Raw genomic sequence first — 21962 nt, 5'->3', positions numbered from 1 at the left:
GGGATCCCTGGCTGCCTTCGTCTGTACTTAATGGTTCATCTTAAATTGATCGTCATTGTCCGTTGCCTCTGCATGCGCTTTATGTGGCGCGACAATCTGTCGATAAGTAAGCGGCTACATGGGCCCGCAGCTGCTGGTCATGGCTACTCAGATAGAAGCACCAAAGCTGGTCCTGATAGCGCGTAGCGCACAGCGGGGTGCCTGGATCCCGATGGGCATTGTTGAGCATCTGCTGCTCACTCCAGCCTGCTTCAGCCATGGTGCCATAGCCGTTGCTGGTGGTATCGGCTTTGGCTGGATCGTAGGAGACAGCCTGCTGACTGGTGAGTACACCTGGAATAGAAAAGCAGGCGCTCAGTAGCTGCTGGCTGTTGGGGGCATTGTGAAACAAGTGGATCACGCCATCGAGCGTCGCTGCGGCCAGGCTACCTTCACTTTGATAACTGTGTTCCTGTGGCTCTGGCTCATCGGGTGTCAGTTTGCTGGGGGCCTGGGAGAAATGACCAATGCCAAACCCATTGGTCGACCACTGATGACTCACTGCATTGTCTTGTGGTCCGGCATAGGTGCTGTTACTCACATCGGTGACATTAAATTCTGCACTGTTATAGCTCAGGCAGGCCAGCGCCTGACCATTGCCTTCGCGATATATCAGCAGGGTATTGCTGCCCAATGAGGCTAAAGTGAATGGGCCTGTGGGTTTGCACACCAGTGGTTGCGGCTGAGGTAGCCACTGTTGCTGGGCATAACGCTGTGCTTGCATGCAACCCTGCTGATCGCGATACACCAGTAACAGATCGTGGCTCTCTGGCAACACCTGTAACGCCAGGGCTGAGATGCTTTCATTGCTGGGGGCAGGTAAGGTTTGCCAGCCCTGATTGGTCGTTAGGGTGTGCAGGGTAATACGTAAGTCCAAATCACGATATCCCAGCACAAGTGTATTGCCCTGCGCACTGAGCTGAAGCTGATCTTTGCAATCCGCCTGAAGCTGTAATGGCGCTGACCAGCTATGGCCGTCAAAGCTGGTACAGTGCAACTGACCGGGCTGATCATGCCGTGTATAGAAGAGGTAAAGTTGCGTACCCAGGCTGGCGGCTTGCAAATCGCAGATCTGTTCCAGGTGCGGCACGGACTGAGCTCGTTGCCAGTGCAGCGATTCATCCCACAAAAAGCGGAAATAGTTAGCATGGCGGTCGTTCTTGCCCAGCGTACCGAGCGAAAAGTTCTCTTCAATGGTCCGCAGCAAAGAGTAATGGTTGTACCCTTCGTGTTGCTTTGAGGGTGTCAGGGTATCGCCCAGTAACACCGTATAAATCTGATTCGGCCCGTCGTAGTAATATTTGTACTTTTGGCTGGTGTCATAATCCGACTCAAAATCGGCCTCGTCGTAGGTGACGACCACCAGGGTGTTATCGGGGAGCTTGCTATCCGGACCGGGGAAATTAATCGAGGCAAAAAACGACTTCAGCCAGTCTGCTTGCTGATCCACCAGCACTGGCGCGCGTTCGCCTTTGAGGTCATTGTCTTTGGTGCCAAGCAAATAATGCCCATCGTGCCACATGTTGGGTGTAAACCAGGCAAACTCGGGCAGGTTATCGTTGAGTAAATCCTGGTAGAACTGTGCCTCATTGCCAATTTTCTGCCAGCGCGCTTCGCTGTCGAGAATACGGGAAAATGATGAAAAGGGGTCGTGCTTGAGTACATACGGATAGCTGTTTACGGGCGTGAAGTTGTTCGCTTTCCAGGGCGTCCACCCTGCCACATAGCTTTCCATGTAGGCACGCCAGTCAAGGTTTTGCGCTGAATCTTCTATCAGGTCCACCAGGGTGCGTTGCGGCAACCTGGGTGGCACCTCATCGTCGGTCACATTGCACAGCTCACCCGCGAGTGAGGCGATATAATTGGTTTGCGACGGGTGCATCACGCCAAAACTGTTGGTCAGCTCAATGCCCTGGGCGGCGAGGTTGCGCATGTAAGGGTTATTCATCACATAACCGCGATACTGGTTTTCAAACATGATCACGATAATGTGATCGAAGCGTCTTGTGGTCATATCAGCATGCTCCAGGGCGTTTATCTATGGGGATGTAGCGCCAGGTGGGGGCGGCGTGGTGACCGCTGCCATCAGGCAGTGGCACGCGCATCATATTCTGGGCTTTCTCTTTGAGTCCAAACATGGTGCCTACCGCAGCAACCAAGATGTCAGGCTGGCCATTGAAGGCAAGGTGAAGTTGATCCAGTAGCAGGCTCAGGGTCAGATTAAATTCTGTATCCAGCCGGGCAATGGCCCCGAAGGCATGATAGTTTTCTGGCTGAGGGTTTTTCAAAACCGGATAAACTTGCCGATAATCAATGGGAATCGCGGGGCCTGTTGGTCCCGAATCGGGCGAATCTCCTTGTACATAGCGATAACCCAGCAGTAATTCATTAAAGCGATAATAATGAGACAGCTCTCTGGGTTGCATGAAGAGCTGATGGTCGCCGCTGTCTATGCCAGTGGTTTCACCGAGCGGGAAAGGCTGGGTTGGATTCCAGTGCTTTTCTGGTACGCCTTCACCCTGGGCAACAATGGTATTGAGTGCAAAATTGGCCGAGTCCAGATCGGTGATCGGCGTGATCTCTCCGCCGCCGCCATAGTAATACTTATGCGCGATTTGCTTGTCATGGCAATCCGCAGGGAACAGTGCTGGGCCATAGCGGTTATGCAGAGTTTCTAAGCCGTTTTCAATGCCGACATAAAATTCGCCTATGGTGATATCCCCCGCTTTTGCCAGATCGGCAGGCATTTCAATTTTGAGGAAGTTTCGCAGTGCTGCAGGACTAAATTGTTGTAGATCTGCTTCAAACCAGGTTTCCCCGTCAGGCAGTTTAGTTGGAAAGGTGGGCAGAAACTCCGGACTGTTAATGGCCGGACTACCTCCGGTGGCGATCAACAGATTCGCGGCATTGGTCAGGTGAAACATCTCCTCCATCACGACTGAGCGGATCACGGTATAGGCACACTGATTGGTGCCTTCCCTTATGGAATATAAGGCGCTGAGGTAGACCGGTAGTGTAGAGAACTCCAGTTCAATGGCCAGTTGCAGGTCATGATGCAGCTGTTCGAGCGTTTCTATTGGGCGTTTTTGCAGTTTGTGATACATGGCTGGTCCCTCCTCAATACTGGTCGAGTGCGTTTAACACGTTGTCAGCAGCCCAGAAGGTCAATGCTGCCATGGTCAAAGTTGGATTACTGGTCGCAATGGTGGGCATGTTGCCGCAGCCAACCAGGTAGAGGTTGGGGTGATCCCAGCTGCGCTGGTCGCAATTAACCACAGAGTCTTTCGGGTCCTTACCCATCAGGTGTGTCCCGACCAGGTGTCCGGCACCGTTGTAGACATAACCCTTGCCCTGATATTGCACATAGCCCGGATCGCTGGTTTTGTATTGGGTGAAGGGTTCCACACCGAGCCGCTGGAAAATGGCATCCGACACTTCTTTGGCCTGTGCCATACCGGCGCGGGTGTAGTCTGTCACTTTGTAATGGATAACGGGCCGATAGTTGCCCAGCTGATCCCGGTATTGATCGTCTATGGTGACGCGGTTATCAGGATCCGGTAACTGCTCGACCAAAAAGCCAAAGCGGAACATGCGCGGGTATTCCTCTGCGATTTTGTGCCGCAGCGCCGGGCCAAACAACCCTTGTTTGTCGATCAGATCAGGAACAGTGGCAATGGGCGCGCCTTCCGGCCAGCTCCAGCCCCAGTTGCCTATCTCAATGCGAAATGCGGCTTGATCGGCACGAAATGCGCCACCGCGCAGCGACGGGATCCCGGAGGTCGAGCCAGGTCCCCGGAATGCGCCAATTTTGCACGGCATCAGACCCCAGGTCAGCATAGTTGGATGGTCCATCAGATTGCGACCAACTTGATCACTGGAGTTCGCAACATTGGAGGCCAACAAGAGTTTGGCATTTTCGACGGCATGGGCAGCGAGGACCACGATTTTGCCTGTCACGGCTTTATCTTCGAAAGCTGCAGAATCAGTAGAGTGGTAGCGCTTGTAGTGCACTTTGGAGATGTTCTGGGTGTTGTCATCTACGGCCAGGTGATAGGCCACGGCCTGTGTTTCTATGGTCACATTGCCGGTCTGTTTGGCCTGTTCCAGTGTTTTTAAGGCAGAATATTTAGCCTGAATAGGACAAATGGGCACACAGTTTGAGTTACCTGCGCAGCGCTGGCCAAGGTCAGGGTTACCGACAGCTCCCACCGGGCGATAATCCCCGCGTGGCATGCCGTTGCGCCCTTGTGGTGTCGCAACCACATCAATGGGGTAGGTTTGATTCTCAATGTTAACCTGCATACCTTGCAGCCCTTTGGCGAGGTACTGATCCAGAAAACTCTGTGGTATTTGCTCCATCGGGTAGTTGTAATTTTCCTCAAATGGTAGCTGCACACTGGGATTGTCAATTTGATGGTAGTTTTGTACATCGGCATTCGCCGAGACCCCGATATGCTGCTCTGCTACTTCGTACCAGGGTTGTAATTCCTGATAGCTGATTGGCCAATCCCGGCCCCGACCGAACCGACTTTGTAGTTCAAAGTCTTCGGGCAGCATACGTAAACAGGTGCCCAGCCAGTGTAAAGTCGTGCCGCCTTCGCTGCGGGTGTAGGTGCTGGCAAAGGGATCCGGACCATACTGGACAAAATACCCATGGTCGCTAACGGGTTTATCGAGCGGTGGTTTCTGAATATCCGTCACTAAGGGTTGAGGGGCATTGGGGTTATTAGGGTAGGGCGCATTTGGGATCTTGGCCATGGCTGTGAAAAAGCGCTCCATGTAGGATTCATAGCCCTGCTCTTTGCCCTGATCGAAGAAACGCCCGTCAGTGCCAGTACCTGCTTCTAAGATCAAGACTTGTTTGCCTTGTTCACCCAGTTGTTTAGCCATAATGGCACCTGCAATCCCGGCACCGACGATGACGACGTCGTAGTCGTTATGATGATGTGTCATGTTTGGCTCCTTAATCCAGGTTATGTGTTTTTGCTGTGTGCCCGGGGAAGGCCCAGGTACCATATCCAGGCTGCTTGGCACCCATAGGGTGACTGCCCAACGCATTCCAGACCAGGCCCTGAATATAGGCATTGCTTGAAATCACATAGTCTTCAACGAGCGGTTTATCGGCGCTGAAGTCATCGACTCCATAGAGGGCATTCCAGTCAGCTGGCAGCTGATACCAGATGGAGAGGTACCACATCTTGATGATGTTTCTGGCAACGGGCCCGAGTTTGGCACTATTCCAGATCTGGTCGTAAAAGCGCGCCTGACTGGTATCATTGTCGAGTGCACCAATCTGCTCTGCCTGAGCGTAAAGTGCTTCAATTACGTCCTGACGGACCCATTTACTGAGTGTCTGACAGTAAACCGGACCGACGCCCGTGCCTTGTAACTCGACTTCTTGGTAGCCAGTCAGTGCGGCACTGAGGCGATAAAAGTCGCTCAGTCTGTACATAAGTTTGCCCCTGATAGTGTAATGAGAAAAATCTGCGAGCGGCACGCATCAAAGGAGGGAGACAAACGTAACTGGCAGCGATATGCCTGCCGAGACAAGCACGGCTAAACACATAGCAGATACTATCTGGATTGTGATAATAAGAGAGTAGATTGCACATCTTTTGCCCCTTCCTTGTCAGTAGACAGATACTGCGGCGTCCTATGCTGACAGTCGATGGCCCCGAACGGCCCAAGGTGCATCCATGGCGGACCATACCGCGCAAATGGGCACACCTTCACGGATGGCGACCTGTTGCGCTTGACGGGGCGCATATTGACAGGCCGTTACCGATCTTGTGTTACATCTGTTCAGGTATAGTGTCTGGTTGAGTTTTGTGCAAATTACACCTTATTACACGGGAGCTGAACGATTCAGCTAAAGCATTGTTGGCGGATTAATTCAGTCAGAATTTGCTGACTGGGTTTGATTTTTTCCATCGCGAGATATTCATCTGGCTGATGTGCCTGAGCAATTGAGCCCGGTCCCATGACAATGGTCTCGCATCCAAGCTGCTGTAAAAAGGGCGCTTCTGTACAGTAATTCACGGCAACGGCCTGTTGACCTGAAATTTTTTCAGCCAGCTTCACCAGTGCGCAATCCCGGGTGCCATGAAATGCGGGAATGGGGTCATGCAGATCTATGACAGACACGCTATCTGGATAGCGCTCATTGATAGGGGCTACAGCCTGCATTAATAAGGCCTGCAGCTCGGTAATGCTGAGTCCGGGCAGTGGACGCAGGTCGATATGTAACTCGCAACAGCCGCAAATGCGGTTGGCATTGTCACCTCCATGAATATGACCTAAATTCAAGGTAGGGTAGGGAATGACGAAATCAGATAGTGAATATTTATTCTTTAAATCTTCTTTTAGCTGTAACAGATTGGTAATCACTTGCTGCATGACTTCAATGGCATTGAGACCTCGTTCGGGATCTGAGCTATGGCCAGATCGACCGGTGATTCGAATGGCCGAAGACATGTGCCCTTTGTGCGTATAAACCGGCACCATATCGGTTGGTTCACCGATAATACAGCGTGCCGGTTTGAGGTTTGCGTGGCGCGCGATTTCTTGTGCACCTGCCATGGTGATCTCTTCATCTGCGGTGGCCAGGATCATCACCGGAGCACTTTGCTGTGCTTCTTGCAGCTCCTCCAGTGCTTTCAACACAAAGGCAAAAAAGCCCTTCATGTCAATGCTGCCTAAGCCATACAAGCGATTGTCTTTTTCACTGAGCTGGAAAGGGTCAAAATTCCAGCGGCTGTCGTCAAAGGGCACCGTATCTGTGTGTCCGGCCAGCATCAGCCCCCCTGCTTGTTCTGCCATACCGGGCGGGCACTTGCGGGCGAGCAGATTGAATTTACCGGGTGCGCTGTGTAGCTCGGTGATTTCGGTACTAAAGCCCAGTTGTTCACACCAATGTGCAAGCAGCTCAATGACTGCGCGGTTACTTTGATTAAGACTGGGATCGAGCGCACTGACTGAGGGGCGTGCGATGAGCTCGCTGTACATAGTTTTAAAGTCGGGAAGTGGCATGTATTTATCCTAAAATATTTATTCAAACCTGTTGCATAAAAATCTATATGTATGTAAGGTGAATATCAATTCATTTTTTTAGCATAAATATAGAGGGTGCAACAATGCGACGATAACATCATCAATAGCAGATTTATATGGTCTTTGTGTTTACTAATTTATAAGAGTTATCGATGTTTAACGTAGCAATTGTTGGCGCCAGCGGATATAGCGGCGCAGAGTTGGCCAGTTTGGTGGCCCGTCATCCGGGTTTGCACCTCAGTGGTTGTTATGTGTCCGTACAGAGTTTAGATAAAGGGAAGTATCTGAGTGAGTTATATCCTGAACATACAGGTTTACTTGATGTCTCCCTGCTCCCTTTGACGGATGAGACGTTTGCAGACATAGCCGACAGCGATGTCGACTATGTCTGCCTTTGTACCGATCACAAGGTAAGCGTTGAGCTTGCCCAGACTTTTCTTGCCATGGGTAAAAAGGTCTTCGACCTGTCCGGTGCTTACCGGCTCAAAAGCAGTGCTGATTACGAACAATATTATGGATTTAGCCACCCTTATTCGCAGTGGCTCGATAAAGCACAGTATGGTCTGGTTGAATGGTACGGTGACGTTTTGAGCGAGGCCCAGCTGGTGGCTGTGCCCGGCTGCTATCCAACCGCCGCATTAAATGCGCTGAAACCTCTTAAACAGGCCGATTTACTAAGCGATGACACCATTATTATTAATGCGGTCTCAGGCGTCACGGGTGCCGGGCGTAAAGCGAGCCTCACAACGCATTTTTGTGAAGTTTCTCTGGCGCCCTATGGTTTGTTTAATCACAGACATACACCTGAAATTGAGCGCTATCTTGCGCATCCCGTTTTGTTTACGCCACACCTGGGAAATTTCCCCCGTGGGATCCTCGAAACTATTTATGTTTCGCTCAAGCCAGGTGTATCTGCACATCAGGTAGCACAGGCCTATCAGGTGCTGGCAGACGAGCCATTGATCCGGCTTAAAGGTGATGCGCTGCCTTCTATCAAAGGGGTGGCAAACCGGGCCTTTGTCGATATTGGCTGGCAACAACAGGGGCAACAACTGATTGTCACAGTGGCCATAGATAATTTATTGAAAGGTGCGGCAGGACAGGCGCTGCAATGTATGAATCTGGCCAGTCAGTATCCGCATGAACAAGGGTTGATGGGGTAATTCATGACAGATAAAAAAACCTGGGTGATCAAACTTGGTGGTGCTGTGCTGAATTCAGAGCACGCCGCGCATGATTTATTTATCGCGCTGAAATCACTGGCTCAGCAAGGTGATAAAGACAACTTTGTAGTAGTGCATGGCGGTGGTGCATTAGTAGACCGCTGGCTCAGTGATGCCGGGTTTGCGACCGCTAAACATCAGGGGCTGCGGATCAGTCCCAAAGAGCAGATGCCTTACATAGTCGGTGCATTAGCTGGGTGCGCAAACAAACAGTTAATGGCACAGGCAATTACAGCGGGTCTGGTGCCGGCAGGGATCAGTTTATACGAAGCAGGCCTGCTGACTACGCAGAAACTCAAGGCGTTGGGGCAGGTTGGCACCTGTGAAGCAGCGCACGAAAGCCTGATCCCCGAGCTGCTGGCTGCTGGAAGAATCCCCTTAGTTAGCTCAATTGGCATTGGTGCAGACGGCGCGCTGTTTAATGTCAATGCGGATGAAGCAGCAGCTGCGCTGGCACATCAACTCGGTGGTGAGCTGATTTTTATGACGGATGTTGAAGCTGTGCTGGATGGCACAGGTCAGCCATTAGCGCAACTCAACAGTGACCAGATAGAACAACTGATAGCACAGAAGGTGATTGTGGGCGGGATGGAGGTCAAAGTTAAGACCAGTCTTCACGCTGCCCGACATTTACGACGTGGGGTGTATATCTCAAGCTGGCAGAAGCCAGATAACCTGCTTGCCCTGATTGAGGGCCAGCACGTCGGAACCCATATTCTACCGTAGGAAGCCTTATGTCGAGTCATTTTATTACTGGTCTGGAGTTGGATAAAAGCCAGATCCTAAAACTGCTTGCGCTTGCAAGTGACATTAAACAACAGCCGCAGGAATTTGCCCACGCACTGGCGGGTAAATCTGTGGTCACTTTATTTGAAAAGCCCAGCCTCAGAACCCGTTTGTCATTTGATATTGGGATCAACAAACTCGGAGGACACGCCGTTTATCTGGATCAGCAAAACGGTGCTATGGGCAGCCGTGAGTCTGTGCAGGACTTTGCATTGAACATCGCCACCTGGGCAGATGCACTGGTCGCTCGTGTTTCGTCTCATCACACTTTAGAGGTGCTGGCTGAATACTCTGATATCCCGGTGGTGAACAGTCTCTGTGATTTGTATCACCCTTGTCAGGCGCTGGCCGACTTTTTGACGTTGCAGGAGGTGTTTGGCGATGTTAGCCAGATCAAGCTGGCCTACCTGGGCGAAGGCAATAATGTTTGTCAGTCATTATTATTGCTGGCCGCGACTCTGGGGGCCGATTTTGTTGCGGTTTGTCCCAAAGGACACTCTCCTGATGCCCAGATTGTTAAGCAGGTAGAGCAAATTGCGGCGGTAAACGGGGCATCAGTGCTGATCAGCGATCGTATCGAAGCGGCGGCAGGTGCCAATGTGTTGTACACAGATACCTGGGTGTCTATGGGGAGTGATACCTCACTGGAACAGGCGAAAGCGACCTTTATGCCGTATCAGCTCAATCAAACATTACTCGAACAGACCGGGGCCAGCACGGTACTGCATTGCCAGCCTGCTCACCGTGGTTATGAGATCACGTCTGAGGTGATGGACGGGCCTAAAGCACGGATCCTGCAACAGGCTGAGAACCGCATGCATGCGCAAAATGCCCTGTTACTCGCGCTCATGAACAAACAGATCGTCTGAGCCAATCGATTTAAGTATTAAGGTAAATATTATGGAAAACATTAAAAAAGTAGTGCTGGCTTACTCCGGTGGTCTGGATACCTCAGCGATTGTGCCCTGGTTAAAAGAAAACTATGGCTGTGAAGTGGTCGCGTTTGTAGCCGATGTGGGCCAGGGTGATGAGGAGCTTCAGGGCGTGGAGGAGAAAGCCCTGGCGTCGGGGGCCAGTGAATGTCATATCGTTGATCTCAAAGCTGAACTGGTCAGTGAGTATATTTATCCTACTTTACAAAGTGGTGCGGTGTACGAGGGTACCTATTTACTGGGTACTTCAATGGCTCGACCTATTATTGCTAAGGCACAGGTAGAAATTGCGCGTAAAGTGGGCGCGGATGCACTGTCTCATGGCTGTACGGGTAAAGGCAATGATCAGGTGCGGTTTGAGTCCTGTTTTGCCGCACTAGCACCCGATCTGGCAGTGATTGCGCCATGGCGTGAGTGGTCTCTGTCCAGTCGTGAGTCTTTGCTGGATTATCTGTCTGAACGCAATATTCCGTGTGCAGCTTCTGCAACTAAAATTTATAGCCGTGATGCCAATGCCTGGCATATTTCCCATGAGGGAGGCGAACTGGAAGATCCCTGGAATCAACCGAGTGATCAGGTCTGGACCTGGACGGCTTCGCCTGAGCAGGCACCCAATGAAGCCGAGCTGGTGAGTGTGCAAATTGAGTCTGGGCAGGTGGTGGCGGTTAATGGTCAAGTCCTGACTCCCTATCACTGTTTACTCACGCTCAATGAAATTGCCGCAAAGCATGGCGTGGGGCGAATTGATATTGTCGAAAACCGCCTGGTGGGTATGAAGTCACGGGGTTGTTATGAAACGCCGGGAGGCACAGTAATGGTGGCCGCATTACAGGCCATTGATGAGCTGGTGCTGGATAAGGCGAGTCGCAAATGGAAAGAAACAGTCGCCAATGAATTTGCCCACTTGGTATATGACGGGCGCTGGTTTACGCCGTTGAAAGATTCTCTGTTGGCTGCGGCGCAATCTCTGGCCCAGGTTGCGACGGGTGAAGTGGTACTGAAGCTATACAAAGGACAGGTCAGTGCCGTGCAAAAACGTTCTGTGAACAGCCTATATAGTGAGGACTTTGCAACCTTTGGAGAAGACGATGTGTACGATCAGTCTCATGCCGAAGGTTTTATTCGCCTGTTCTCTTTGTCCAGCCGTATTGCGGCATTGAACAAACAAAAGTCAGTCAAGTAAAGGTAACCAGAGGAGTAAAGTAACATGGCATTGTGGGGTGGGCGCTTTTCGTCTGGGCCGGATGAGGCCTTCAAACAATTTAATGATTCCTTGCCGTTCGATTATCAGCTGGCTGAGCAGGATATTGTTGGTTCGATTGCCTGGGCTGGGGCACTTAAGCAGGTTCAGGTCCTGACTGGCGATGAGCATGCCCAACTGGTCGCGGCGTTGCAGGCGCTACTCGAGGAAGCCAGTGCTGATCCGCGTGCCATTGCTACGGCCGGCTATGAAGACATTCATTCTTATGTCGAGGCGCGGTTGATTGAAAAAGTCGGCGATCTGGGTAAAAAGTTACACACAGGTCGTAGTCGTAATGATCAGGTGGCCACCGACTTTCGCTTATGGTGCCGTGATAGTGGTTACAAAATCTTGGACGCACTGACGACGTTAAAAACGGCTTTCGTTGCATTGGCAGAGCGTGAGCTGGGCACTATTTTACCAGGTTATACCCACTTGCAGCGGGCACAACCTGTGCTGTTCAGTCACTGGTGCATGGCCTATGTGGAAATGCTGGAGCGCGATACGTCGCGCCTGCAAGATGCCATAACACGGTTGAATGAATGTCCACTTGGCAGCGGGGCGCTGGCAGGCACAGCCTATGCTATCGACAGAGAACGGCTGGCTGCTGAGCTGGAGTTCAACTGTGCCACCCGCAATAGCTTAGATGCCGTGTCAGATCGGGACTTTGTCCTGGAGTTGCTGAGTTGTGCCTCGATCTCTATGCTGCACCTGTCACGTCTGGCCGAGGATATGATTTTTTATAACTCCGGCGAGGCGGGCTTTATTGACCTCGGTGACAATGTGACATCCGGCTCCTCTTTAATGCCACAGAAGAAAAATCCCGATGCCCTGGAGCTTATTCGGGGCAAAACGGGGCGTGTATTTGGGGCCTTCAGCGCCATGATGATGACGTTGAAAGCCTTGCCACTGGCTTATAACAAGGATATGCAGGAAGACAAAGAAGGGGTGTTCGACGCCATGCCAACCTGGCTGGCGGCACTGCATATGGCGCAGTCTTGCATTGAAAGTGTGAAGGTAAACGCCGATAAAACCAAACAGGCGGCACAAGGTGGTCATGCCAATGCCACAGAGCTGGCCGATTATCTGGTTGCAAAGGGGATCCCTTTCCGTGAAGGCCATCATATTGTGGGTCAATTGGTACAGCTGGCGCTGAGTGAACAAAAAAACCTTGAAGATCTTAGTCTTGCACAGTTTCAGTCGGTGTGTCCGCACATTGAGCAGGATGTTTATCCGGTATTACAACTTGATGCCTGTATTGCAGCACGCAGTGCGAAAGGTGGTACGTCGGTGACTCAGGTTTCTGCGGCCATCGGTGTGGCGAAAAAAAAACAGCGAATCACGGTACGTGATGCCTCTTTAAACGATGTAGAGGCCATCGCAGGGTTGATCCAGTATTGGGCCAAAGTGGGCGAAAACCTACCGCGTGCCAAAAGTGACATGATCCACAGTATCAATGAGTTTGCTGTGACTGAGGTCGATGGCAAGGTCACCGGTTGTGCATCGCTTTATATTTACGATACGGGGTTGGCTGAGATCCGCTCCCTTGGCGTCGACCCGTCGATACCAGTAAAAGGACAGGGGCAGCTGCTTGTAGCGCACCTGCTTGCCAAAGCCAAGCGTCTGGCGTTAAAGCGTGTCATTGTGCTGACCCGGGTGCCAGGTTTTTTTGATAAGCAAGGGTTCAGTGGGTGTAACAAAGACAGCCTGCCCGAAAAAGTCATGAAAGACTGTGAACTGTGTTTGCGTAAAAACAACTGCGATGAAGTGGCTATGGAATACATGTTACAGGTTGCAGAACCTGCACGTATACCCTGTCAGTTTGTGGCGTGAGTGACAGAACATTGATTTAGCGAAAGTGTCTTGCGGGCACTTTTTTCATTTCTGCGCCCATCTGCACCAGGGATCGTTTGTTAGCCATGGTACGTAAAGTCAGTAAAGTCCTCCCACAAAGCTGGTCAAAGTGTGGCAGTGTTTGCTAGAGTAGCGCCACACAATAAGAGTTTGAAATACTTGACGAAGTCTTATACTAATTTCACTTAATTAAGCAAATTTGTATTAAATGGCTTGGTCTATGTTCGCACAAACCACAAAACAGCGATACTTATGATATTTGATTATTTTGGCTTAAGTACCGGTGCCATGGTGCTCTGGGGCTTTTATATGGCTTTTTTGCTCAGTGCCGGGCTGGCAGTACTGGGTATAAACATTAACAAGCAAGTTCTGTCTGCTTCTCTGATCCTATCGTTGTCGTACAGCCTGAGCGATCTTTTTATGTCTATCGACATGGTCGCCAGCGATTTTATCTACTGGGCGAGTTATGATGTCCTGACCGTGGTGGCTTTGTTCATTGCCCGGTATAGGTGGTTCAGGCATGCACCGCTGCAACCCGCTTTTTTCTATTGCGTGCTAGCGCTAAGCATTAATGCCTCGATGTTTTTCATGATGTACGTGGACTCCTACATACTTGGTACGATGGATCCCTGGCTGTTGTGGTACATTTATTCGTGGACAGTGATCAGTGCAGACTTTGTGATGGTGGGGGCTCTGATCACGAATCGTGATTTTTTAGCATTATATCGTTTGTTTTATCCGCAACCGTATACGGCACAAAAAGCGTGATGACAAGCGTTGGTACCGCCCGAATAGGATCGGGCGGAAAAAGCTTAGAATCGATACTCCCAACTGACGGATGCTGACGTTTCGTTGTTTGAATCGGTCGTACCTTTATCACGCCAATACGCCAAATCCAACTTTAGCAAGCCGCTAAACAGACCTTGTTGATAACCAACCTGAATCAAATCCCGATCGAGATTGAGCGTCTCAAATTCTAGTCGTTTTAGCTTGGCGTAACCGCCTATGCCGCCCATACCGTAATAGTTTGCGCCTAAGCTGACAGAGGTTGCCTGTGGTCCCATGTGTGCACCCAGCCAGCGGCCCCGTTCGCGGTAATCAGCGCCTTTGCCAGTGGTGGCAAAGTCACACTGAAAACTGGCTTGCTGAGCCTGGCAATCCGTTTCTGTATCACTGTATTCAAGATAGGATTTAATGCGATATTCTGACGTGCCCCAGAAAGCTTCTGCGCCTAAGGTGAAAGCCCCATTGTCTGGTAGCGCCCCTTGGTCATTGTCGCCACTTACTTCACCGTAGAAAGCCACAGGCACACCTGCAATGCGTGAGGCGTATTTGACATCCATGCTGCTCAGGCGTTGCTGGTTCTGAGTTTCATCCTCCGGGTCTGTTCGGTACACGAAATCGCTGGCTGTGGTGGCATAAGATACTTCCAATCCCGGTAAAGGAAAGGCCGACACTCTGACGCCCCAGAAGTCTTTTTCGCTGGCGTCAGCTAACTGCGGACGCTGCTTTGCTGCGATTGCGGTAATTTGCCAGGGGCCAATAAATGATAAGAAGCTTGGGCCGCTATAATTAGTATTGGCCCGGCTGATACGCAACGCTTTCATCGGGGCCGCATTATTAGAGAGTAACAAGGCGTTTTCATTGCCCGGACCCCACCAGTAATCGAGTCGCTCTGCGCTAAACGCCCAGTCTCCCAGCAACACTGCCAGGTGGCTGCCATGATGATTGACCTTTTTGCCGTCTTGTGGGTCTTCGGCATAGTTAACTTGTACGCGTGCACTGACATTGCTGCCGGTGATCTGACCATAACTGCTAACCCCGCCGCGAGAGCGGGTTTGCTGACCAAACCCTGCCGGCATCGTTTGTTCATCACCATAATGCGTGACTATGCCTGAGTGCTTGTCATTCTTGGCCTGATCCAAGGCATGGTTTACATGTTGCAGCGCGAACTGAGCATCTTCGGGCAGCTGAGTCGGATCTGCTTTGGCCAGATCATCCACCAGGCCATTCCACATTAAAGGGTACTGGTTAACTGGGCGTTGAATCACGCCTGCGCTGACAAGCAAGTCAATCGAATGCTTAAGATGGCTTTGCCCGGCATCAATCCAGGGAGCAGAATAGGCAGATGCTGAGGCCAGTGCCAGACTGCTTAACATAAAACAGGAGCGCATCATCCGTGTAATTTTTCCTCTAGAGCTTTAGCCACTAATGGGCTGACAAATTCGCTGACATCACCATGATGTAAAGCGACTTCTTTGACCAGTGTAGAAGAGATAAAAGAGTTTTTCTCAGAAGGCGTCAGAAACACACTTTCCAATTCAGGAAATAAGCGACGATTCATGTTTGCCAGCTGAAATTCATAATCGAAATCAGAAACCGCTCTGATCCCACGGATCAGCACATTGGCTTGTTGCTGGCGGGCCAGGTCGACGAGTAGTCCGCTAAAGCCAATGACTTTAACATTGTCATGTTCCGCCAATACATCTTTTGCCAACGCAACACGTTCATCCAAAGTAAAGCAGGGTTTTTTGTTTGGGTTATGTGCGATGGCTAAAATGACAGTGTCGAACATTTTGGCCGCGCGTTTGATTAAATCGGCGTGTCCATTGGTGAGCGGATCAAAGGTGCCCGGATATAAAGCGGTTACTTGCATGTCTGGATCATAAAAGTTCAAATTCGCTCTATATTATCAAGCTTACGGCACAATATCACTGGTCTGATTTCAAAATGAAAATTTAATGTTATTCCCATTTAGTGCTATTTTCACTGGGCGTTATAACCGAAAGGTTACTTGCTTCATTAATTACGTGTTATCAGAGAACCGAATATGAATACCAAGGAAAAAATTATTCGTACCAGTATCGCCTTGTTTAATTTACATGGCGAGCGAACAATCACCACCAACCACATCGCTTCTAATATGGGGATCAGTCCTGGCAATCTGTATTACCATTTTAAAAATAAAGAAGACATTATTCGTAATATTTTTGCTTTGTATAGTGAGCACTTAAGTACCCACTTCAAGCCATTAGAAGCCCATGATGAACCCGTTGAACAGTTGACCCAGTATCTCGATTCGCTGTTTGAGCTGATGTGGCGTTATCATTTCTTCTACGATAATCTCAACGATATTTTGGTGCGCGACGATGTCCTTAAAAAAGACTATATTGCGTTTCAAGCTCGATTGTTTGAGCAGGTGAAAGCAGTCGTTATAGGTCTGCGACAGGCCGAAGTCATCGCGATCAGCAATGAGGATGCCAATGAGCTGGCACACATGCTGAAAATGGTGGTGAGCTTTTGGACACCTTACGTGAAAGCCCGCAGAATGACCGGGGTATTGGAGCAGCAGGATATCTACAATGGCATTGTCAAGGTCTTGATGCTGTTTAAACCCTATGCCACCTCACTGAGCCGGGACAAAATCCAACATCTACAGCAACACTATCAGGCAATGGCGGATGCGTCTTTACCCAGCATAGCTTGATCTCACAGACCAGAAAAGCTGGTTATCCTCTGTATATTTCCTAGTCTTTAATAAGTCTGCTATAATCGCGCGCCCGTTGTCGGCGCGCCAATTGCGCATTCATGTCCAAACCAAGAGTGACTTCTATGTTTAAATTTATCGTCAAATTGCACCCTGAAATCGTGATCAAAAGTAAATCGGTTCGCAAACGCTTTACTATGGTACTCGAACGAAACATCAAACTGGTGCTGAGCCGCTTTGACGAAAAAGTGACGGTAAAAAATAACTGGGACAACATCACAGTGGTAACGCACAGCGAAGATCCTAAGATCCGCCAAGCGTTTGTCAGTGGTTTGGGCCGCATTCCAGGCATTGTGCAGTTTCTTGAAGTGCAGGAAACCACTTTTGAAACGCTGGACGACATTTATCAAACCGCACTGCCTTTGGTGGGCCCGCAAATCGAAAATAAGACGTTCTGTGTTCGGGTGAAACGTCAGGGGGATCATGACTTTACTTCCAGTGACGTAGAAAGGTATGTCGGCGGTGGTTTGAACCAGAATGTGCCGGGCGCACGGGTGCAATTACGCAAACCTGAGGTCACGGTTAAAATCGAAGTAAAAGGCGATCGTGCTTATATTGTCACAACCAAACATTTGGGTATGGGTGGTTTCCCATTGCCAACACAAGAAGACGTGTTGTCTCTGATGTCGGGTGGCTTTGACTCGGGTGTGGCCAGCTACCAGATGATCCGTAAAGGCGCGAGAACCCACTTCTTGTTCTTCAACCTGGGTGGTGCGGCACATGAGATTGGTGTAAAGCAGGTGAGTCACTACTTGTGGAAGCAATACAGCTCAACGCATAAGGTACGTTTTATCACGGTAGACTTTGAACCTGTGGTGGCAGAGATTTTGGAGAACATCGAAAGCAGCCAGATGGGCGTCGTGCTCAAACGTATGATGATGCGTGCTGGTTCCGCCGTTGCTGAGCGCTTTGGTATTCAGGCATTAGTGACTGGTGAGTGTATTGGTCAGGTGTCAAGTCAAACGCTGGCAAATCTGAATGTGATTGATCGTGTCACCGAAACCCTGATCTTACGCCCTCTGATCCAATATGATAAAGAAGAGATCATTCGCATTGCGCGCCAGATTGGCACCTGTGAAATGGCGGAGTCTATGCCTGAGTACTGTGGTGTGATCTCGAAAAAGCCGACGGTTAAAGCGAAGCTGGAAAAAATCGAAGCTGAAGAAGGCAAGTTTGACTTTGATGTGCTGGATACCGTGGTGGAGAACGCCATTGTGAAGGACATTCGCGAGATTGAGGCTGAAGCAAAAGAAGAAGTTAAAGAAGCGGAAAATGTCAGCGAGCTACCTGCGGGTGCCGTGGTGGTTGATATTCGCTCTCCGGAAGAAGAAGATGCCGATCCACTTGAGCTGGAGGGAATTGAAGTGATCCACTTGCCATTTTTCCGCCTCGCGACGAAGTTTGGCGATTTACCACAGGACAAAGATTACTACCTCTATTGTAACAAAGGCGTGATGAGCCAGCTGCAGGCCCTGATCCTGCACGAAAATGGCTTTGCCAACGTCAGAGTCTATCGCCCATAAGGGTTTACCCCCTACAGGTGTGGCTGAGCAAGGGCTCAGCCACACCACATGTTACCCCAGCGTTACCTTTTTCAATGCCACACCGGAACGGCTCAGAGCTGATTCAACCAACCGGATAGTCAGCGGATCGCGGCTACTCCCTTGTTGCATCCAGACTAATGACTGAGCAGTGCGCGCTGTGACCTGTGTCTTATCGTGCAGCGCACTGAGGTAATGACGCGCGAATATCGCCTGGCTGGTCATATCATTAGAGATATTCAGGATCCCCGGATGGACACATTTTTCCTCGCACTGCGCAGTATCAGTGGTTGCGACAAATCGCGTTGCGTTGTTCGCCACTAGCCTGACTTTGGCAAACACCGCGCGGTTGAGCACGGAGATTTTGGTGACATCATCCAGTTGCCCGGCATACTGAGCCAGCCCATCAGCAGCCAACAGGGTTTGTGCAATGGCCTGTTCAGGGATGACAGGCTGACCATGCTGATCGGTCAGCTGGCCCAGGTATACGATATGATCGGCACGCTTAGCACTGTGCAAAACGCGTAAAGCCGGTAAACCCTGAGGGAGCGTCAATGTCTCCCAGTGTGTATTGCCCAGGGTATTAACAAAATGTTCCGGTTTAAATGCCTTGCCCAGCGCCTTGCTTGCCGAGACCATCAGTGACGAGGTTGGCTGGAGGTCGTGTTCACTGCGATAAGCAATGGTGATTTGCTGCGCCTTCACCCCTTGTGCCAGCAGATGCTTCAGGCTTGCATGCAGGAGTTTGCTGTCAACACTGTAAGGAAATGGTTTATCCGACACGACACCCAGAACAATCAGAACCTGATGGCCTGTCCGGATCGGCAAATCCAGCGTGTCTGCCAGTGCCATGTACTGATCCTGCATGTGGGCTTGTTCTTGCGAGCCAGCATTTTTCAGCGTGGCTGTGGCGACGACGCCCTGATGCACATCAATGGTGTTTTGCCAGGCAAACGTGGGGGTGCTGGTTGCCAGCGCGCCCAGTCCCAGTCCGGTCCCTTTTAAAAAGGAACGCCTGGACACAGTGGTGTGTTGCTGATTTTTCATAGATTAAGAAACCTTTTGATAGAGAGCCAGGTATTCAGGAAGCGCCTGGTGTGAGTTCAGCGCGTGCATATCGACCAGTTTGAACCCATATTGCGCCATTTCCCGGTGCCATGTTGTTGCGGAGCGCAGTCGTGTACGTTGCGCCGCAGCTTGCTGCCAGGATTGCCCTTCAAACAGATTGGTCCAGTCATTCAGCACTGCCGCAAAGTGCTGGTGCACAGGTTTTTGTACGTCATAGAGGCGCATGGCAAGGTGACCACCAGAGGTCATTTTTCGACTCAGCCCTGACATCATCCCGGTAAACATCCCTTGGCTGTAACAGTGTGGGCCGTCATAAATGGCAGCCAGTTGCAAATGGGTGTCTTCGTTCAGCGCCAGTGCGTGTTGATCTACTTCAGTGGTTGTGGCGATACTGATCACATCGGATCGCGCGATGGGACTGTAACTTGCCGGCATAGGCCGGGTAACAGTCAATTTGCGACCACTCACTTGTGGCAACTGAGCAATGGGATCAAAGCTGCTGTTGGGTAAGCCAAAACTGATGTAACCGTCTACCGGGACTGCAGTGATGAGATCCTGTAATGACTCAATACACTGGATTTGACGATCCTGATAGCGATGCATGTTGATCAGATTCAGGTTCATTGAGTCCTGCGTCACTAGTTCGTTAAGGCGCGTGTAGATAGCGTGCTCACTCTCTAGTTGCGCGATACATTGGATCGCCTGTGTATGGATCTCGGCATCCTGATAAAGGTGTAGTTGCTGAGCCAGAATGGGCAGCAATTCAGTCAGTCGATTTTTGTCCAGGTAGAGTGCATGATAGCTATTCTCCTGATTTAACAAGGCCCTGACTAACGGAGAGGCTGCAACCTGACAACCAGTCAGTCCTGCAAGTGCGAAACTGCTTTTTAAAAACGTACGCCGCGACAATGTCATCCTTATACCCTTGTGCTGAAGAGGCGTAAACGCCTCTTGAAACGATTAAAAGAATAAATACCTGATTGGCTTAAATACCCAAGAAAGCGCGGTTCTCGGCCGGCAGATCTTTCATTGGGATCTGTGCTGCAATAACGCAGGGTTGATCCGGACGAGCATGTGCGTGATGCAGTGCGCCCAGCAGATCATCATAACTGGTGACTCTGAGGCCAATTCCACCATTGTAGACATGGGGCATGTTTTCGTACTTCCAGCCATTGAGCATCACGTAGTCCAGTGGGGCTTTGTTCGGCTCAGTAAAGAAAGTGCCATCGATCAGGAACTGCTCAATGGCATACGAACCGTTGTCGATGATCACTATGATGCCAGGTATCTGATTCTGGACGAATGACGAGAAGGCTTGCGACACCATTTGGAAACCGCCATCACCTGTCACTATCAGTGGCCGTTTGCCAGTTGCAAAGTAAGCGCCGATTGCGGCGGGTGTGCCCTGACCGATTGACAACCAGATGGGGTTTGAAAGGAAGCATTGGGTATCTAGTACCGGAATATCTGCTCCCGGGAAACTGGCCAGGCAAGTGTCCAGGCTGATGTAATAAGGATCAGGTTGTTCCGTCAGGAAGTCACCAATCGCAGCAAAGATGCCGTCGTGACCGAGCGTGCCGTTATACGGGTCATCACCCAGTTTGGATTGCCATTGTGCACGGCGATCCTGATACGTTTGTCCTGCTACGGTAGGGATTTGGCGATCTGTGTGAGTCAACTCAGGTAACTGATTCAGTGACTCTAAAGAGGCGCCCAGTGACAGTTTAGGCAGCACCTCGGTCCCTATCATGGCTTTATTGAATGCGACACGAAGCAGTTTGTCGCCCAGAGAGGTGACCATGTAGCGATGGTCAATACCGAATAAACACCCGAGGGCAATGACGCAATCTGACGATTCAACGCCCTGAGTCACAGTGGACGGTGCCAGATCGCTATCATAAACGCCGCAGAACAGCGGGTGAGATTCACTAACCAGTGATTTGGACAATAAGGTGGTATAAAACGGCAAGTTTTGTGCTTCAACAAATCGAATGGCCTCATCGATTAAGCCAAAACGCACCAGCTCAGCTCCTAACAAGACCACCGGATTGCTTGCCTGAGCAAGTTTGTCGGCGACGGCCTGCGTGAAGGGTCTTGCTCCTCGTTTAAAGCGCTTCGGACTGTAAGCCAGGTTAGGAGAAAAATGACCAATCGGTTGTTTCCATAGATCTTGTGGGATCTCGATGTAAACCGGACCTGAGCGTTCAATGGCCATGATCAACAAACGATCGATGCGGTCTGCTGCGCCTTCCAGAGTGCGGATCTCCGCTGCACCCAGAGTTAGCTTACGAAACACTTTCAGGTCTGTTTTGCCAAATCCGGTTGAGTGGGAGAAGAGGACGTCATATTCTGCTTCCAGGCGTAAATCTTTGTCTGTTGGGCCACCATTGATCACTGCCAATGGCACGCGTTCAGTGAGGGCACTGGCAATGCCGTTTGCCATACTGAGCGTACCAACGCCATACGCGACCGATACCGCACCGATTGCCCCTTGTCTGCCGTAGCCATCAGCAGCATAGCCGGCTTCCAGCTCGTTGACTGTATTCACAAACTGCATATCCGGGTCGGCTACCAGGCTATCAATAAAATCTGAGCATGAAGTGCCGGGCACCCCAAATACGTGATAACAACCAAGTTGCTTTAGTCTGAGCGTAATAAACTCAGCAACAGTGTAAGACATGT

General features: G+C 50.5%; 18 protein-coding genes. 8 read left to right on the top strand and 10 right to left on the bottom strand.

Annotated features, from left to right (window positions below):
- Positions 1–79: 79 nt before the first annotated feature.
- The 5 genes from IY568_RS01705 to argE all read right to left on the bottom strand — a co-directional run bounded on the left by IY568_RS01705 (position 80) and on the right by argE (position 7068).
- A complete protein-coding gene (locus IY568_RS01705; RefSeq protein WP_194866625.1) occupies positions 80–2053 on the bottom strand; it encodes an alkaline phosphatase family protein in 1974 nt (657 codons plus the stop codon).
- A gap of 1 nt (position 2054) precedes the next feature.
- Positions 2055–3143, bottom strand: coding sequence for a ferritin-like domain-containing protein (locus IY568_RS01700; protein ID WP_194866624.1), 1089 nt, complete (start codon positions 3141–3143; stop codon positions 2055–2057).
- Positions 3144–3156: 13 nt separating this feature from the next.
- Positions 3157–4992 carry a GMC family oxidoreductase gene (locus IY568_RS01695; protein ID WP_194866623.1) on the bottom strand — a complete coding sequence of 612 codons (1836 nt, stop codon included), beginning with the start codon at positions 4990–4992 and terminating at the stop codon, positions 3157–3159.
- 10 nt (positions 4993–5002) lie between these two features.
- Entirely contained in the window at positions 5003–5491 is a 489-nt protein-coding gene (locus IY568_RS01690; RefSeq protein WP_194866622.1) for a hypothetical protein, read from the bottom strand.
- A 413-nt stretch (positions 5492–5904) separates the two neighbouring features.
- Positions 5905–7068, bottom strand: coding sequence for an acetylornithine deacetylase (gene argE, locus IY568_RS01685; protein WP_125558416.1), 1164 nt, complete (start codon positions 7066–7068; stop codon positions 5905–5907).
- Positions 7069–7241: 173 nt separating this feature from the next.
- Here argE and argC point away from each other — a divergent pair, with 173 nt between their 5' ends.
- The 6 genes from argC (at position 7242) to IY568_RS01655 (ending at position 13892) form a co-directional block, all read left to right on the top strand.
- Positions 7242–8252 carry an N-acetyl-gamma-glutamyl-phosphate reductase gene (gene argC / locus IY568_RS01680; protein WP_194866621.1) on the top strand — a complete coding sequence of 337 codons (1011 nt, stop codon included), beginning with the start codon at positions 7242–7244 and terminating at the stop codon, positions 8250–8252.
- A gap of 3 nt (positions 8253–8255) precedes the next feature.
- Positions 8256–9038 (top strand): acetylglutamate kinase, encoded by a 783-nt coding sequence (gene argB, locus IY568_RS01675; protein WP_125558412.1) that lies wholly within the window; start codon positions 8256–8258, stop codon positions 9036–9038.
- 8 nt (positions 9039–9046) lie between these two features.
- Entirely contained in the window at positions 9047–9967 is a 921-nt protein-coding gene (locus IY568_RS01670) for an ornithine carbamoyltransferase (RefSeq protein WP_194866620.1), read from the top strand.
- A gap of 31 nt (positions 9968–9998) precedes the next feature.
- Positions 9999–11213 (top strand): argininosuccinate synthase, encoded by a 1215-nt coding sequence (locus IY568_RS01665; RefSeq protein ID WP_194866619.1) that lies wholly within the window; start codon positions 9999–10001, stop codon positions 11211–11213.
- A gap of 24 nt (positions 11214–11237) precedes the next feature.
- Positions 11238–13103: an argininosuccinate lyase gene (argH, locus tag IY568_RS01660; protein WP_138536749.1), complete on the top strand. Its 1866-nt coding sequence runs from the start codon at positions 11238–11240 to the stop codon at positions 13101–13103.
- Positions 13104–13376: 273 nt separating this feature from the next.
- Positions 13377–13892: a hypothetical protein gene (locus IY568_RS01655; RefSeq protein WP_125558404.1), complete on the top strand. Its 516-nt coding sequence runs from the start codon at positions 13377–13379 to the stop codon at positions 13890–13892.
- 44 nt (positions 13893–13936) lie between these two features.
- Here IY568_RS01655 and IY568_RS01650 read toward each other — a convergent pair whose 3' ends face one another.
- On the bottom strand, positions 13937–15301 hold the full coding sequence (locus IY568_RS01650; protein ID WP_194866618.1) for a capsule assembly Wzi family protein: 1365 nt from the start codon (positions 15299–15301) through the stop codon (positions 13937–13939).
- Positions 15298–15780, bottom strand: coding sequence for a pantetheine-phosphate adenylyltransferase (gene coaD, locus IY568_RS01645; protein ID WP_138536836.1), 483 nt, complete (start codon positions 15778–15780; stop codon positions 15298–15300). Before coaD ends, IY568_RS01650 begins: the two co-directional genes overlap by 4 nt.
- 174 nt (positions 15781–15954) lie before the next feature.
- On the opposite strand from coaD, the gene IY568_RS01640 reads away from it, so the two are divergent.
- Complete coding sequence (locus IY568_RS01640; RefSeq protein WP_125558398.1) at positions 15955–16611, top strand: TetR/AcrR family transcriptional regulator; 657 nt, start codon at positions 15955–15957, stop codon at positions 16609–16611.
- Between the two features lie 125 nt (positions 16612–16736).
- On the top strand, positions 16737–18194 hold the full coding sequence (gene thiI, locus IY568_RS01635) for a tRNA uracil 4-sulfurtransferase ThiI (RefSeq protein WP_194866617.1): 1458 nt from the start codon (positions 16737–16739) through the stop codon (positions 18192–18194).
- A 51-nt stretch (positions 18195–18245) separates the two neighbouring features.
- Here the strand turns inward: thiI and IY568_RS01630 are convergent, their stop codons facing one another.
- The 3 genes from IY568_RS01630 to IY568_RS01620 all read right to left on the bottom strand — a co-directional run bounded on the left by IY568_RS01630 (position 18246) and on the right by IY568_RS01620 (position 21960).
- Positions 18246–19259, bottom strand: coding sequence for a twin-arginine translocation signal domain-containing protein (locus IY568_RS01630; protein ID WP_194866616.1), 1014 nt, complete (start codon positions 19257–19259; stop codon positions 18246–18248).
- A 3-nt stretch (positions 19260–19262) separates the two neighbouring features.
- Positions 19263–20195: a hypothetical protein gene (locus IY568_RS01625; RefSeq protein WP_194866615.1), complete on the bottom strand. Its 933-nt coding sequence runs from the start codon at positions 20193–20195 to the stop codon at positions 19263–19265.
- Positions 20196–20265: 70 nt separating this feature from the next.
- Complete coding sequence (locus IY568_RS01620; protein ID WP_194866614.1) at positions 20266–21960, bottom strand: thiamine pyrophosphate-binding protein; 1695 nt, start codon at positions 21958–21960, stop codon at positions 20266–20268.
- Positions 21961–21962 lie beyond the last annotated feature (2 nt).

Source organism: Pseudoalteromonas sp. PPB1 (assembly GCF_015356275.1).
Classification (GTDB): Bacteria; Pseudomonadota; Gammaproteobacteria; order Enterobacterales; family Alteromonadaceae; genus Pseudoalteromonas; species Pseudoalteromonas rubra_D.
Note: the sequence above shows the minus strand (reverse complement) of the source record. Positions and strands in the feature narration are given on the sequence as shown.

Bases quoted from the DNA above. Each gene is read 5' to 3' on its own strand.
- argC (WP_194866621.1), top strand. From the start codon at position 7,242: ATGTTTAACGTAGCAATTGTTGGCGCCAGCGGATATAGCGGCGCAGAG.
- IY568_RS01640 (WP_125558398.1), top strand. From the start codon at position 15,955: ATGAATACCAAGGAAAAAATTATTCGTACCAGTATCGCCTTGTTTAAT.
- IY568_RS01665 (WP_194866619.1), top strand. From the start codon at position 9,999: ATGGAAAACATTAAAAAAGTAGTGCTGGCTTACTCCGGTGGTCTGGAT.
- IY568_RS01705 (WP_194866625.1), bottom strand. From the start codon at position 2,053: ATGACCACAAGACGCTTCGATCACATTATCGTGATCATGTTTGAAAAC.
- IY568_RS01695 (WP_194866623.1), bottom strand. From the start codon at position 4,992: ATGACACATCATCATAACGACTACGACGTCGTCATCGTCGGTGCCGGG.
- coaD (WP_138536836.1), bottom strand. From the start codon at position 15,780: ATGCAAGTAACCGCTTTATATCCGGGCACCTTTGATCCGCTCACCAAT.
- IY568_RS01620 (WP_194866614.1), bottom strand. From the start codon at position 21,960: ATGTCTTACACTGTTGCTGAGTTTATTACGCTCAGACTAAAGCAACTT.
- IY568_RS01690 (WP_194866622.1), bottom strand. From the start codon at position 5,491: ATGTACAGACTGAGCGACTTTTATCGCCTCAGTGCCGCACTGACTGGC.
- IY568_RS01700 (WP_194866624.1), bottom strand. From the start codon at position 3,143: ATGTATCACAAACTGCAAAAACGCCCAATAGAAACGCTCGAACAGCTG.
- IY568_RS01670 (WP_194866620.1), top strand. From the start codon at position 9,047: ATGTCGAGTCATTTTATTACTGGTCTGGAGTTGGATAAAAGCCAGATC.
- IY568_RS01625 (WP_194866615.1), bottom strand. From the start codon at position 20,195: ATGACATTGTCGCGGCGTACGTTTTTAAAAAGCAGTTTCGCACTTGCA.
- IY568_RS01650 (WP_194866618.1), bottom strand. From the start codon at position 15,301: ATGATGCGCTCCTGTTTTATGTTAAGCAGTCTGGCACTGGCCTCAGCA.
- argE (WP_125558416.1), bottom strand. From the start codon at position 7,068: ATGCCACTTCCCGACTTTAAAACTATGTACAGCGAGCTCATCGCACGC.
- IY568_RS01655 (WP_125558404.1), top strand. From the start codon at position 13,377: ATGATATTTGATTATTTTGGCTTAAGTACCGGTGCCATGGTGCTCTGG.
- argB (WP_125558412.1), top strand. From the start codon at position 8,256: ATGACAGATAAAAAAACCTGGGTGATCAAACTTGGTGGTGCTGTGCTG.
- thiI (WP_194866617.1), top strand. From the start codon at position 16,737: ATGTTTAAATTTATCGTCAAATTGCACCCTGAAATCGTGATCAAAAGT.
- IY568_RS01630 (WP_194866616.1), bottom strand. From the start codon at position 19,259: ATGAAAAATCAGCAACACACCACTGTGTCCAGGCGTTCCTTTTTAAAA.
- argH (WP_138536749.1), top strand. From the start codon at position 11,238: ATGGCATTGTGGGGTGGGCGCTTTTCGTCTGGGCCGGATGAGGCCTTC.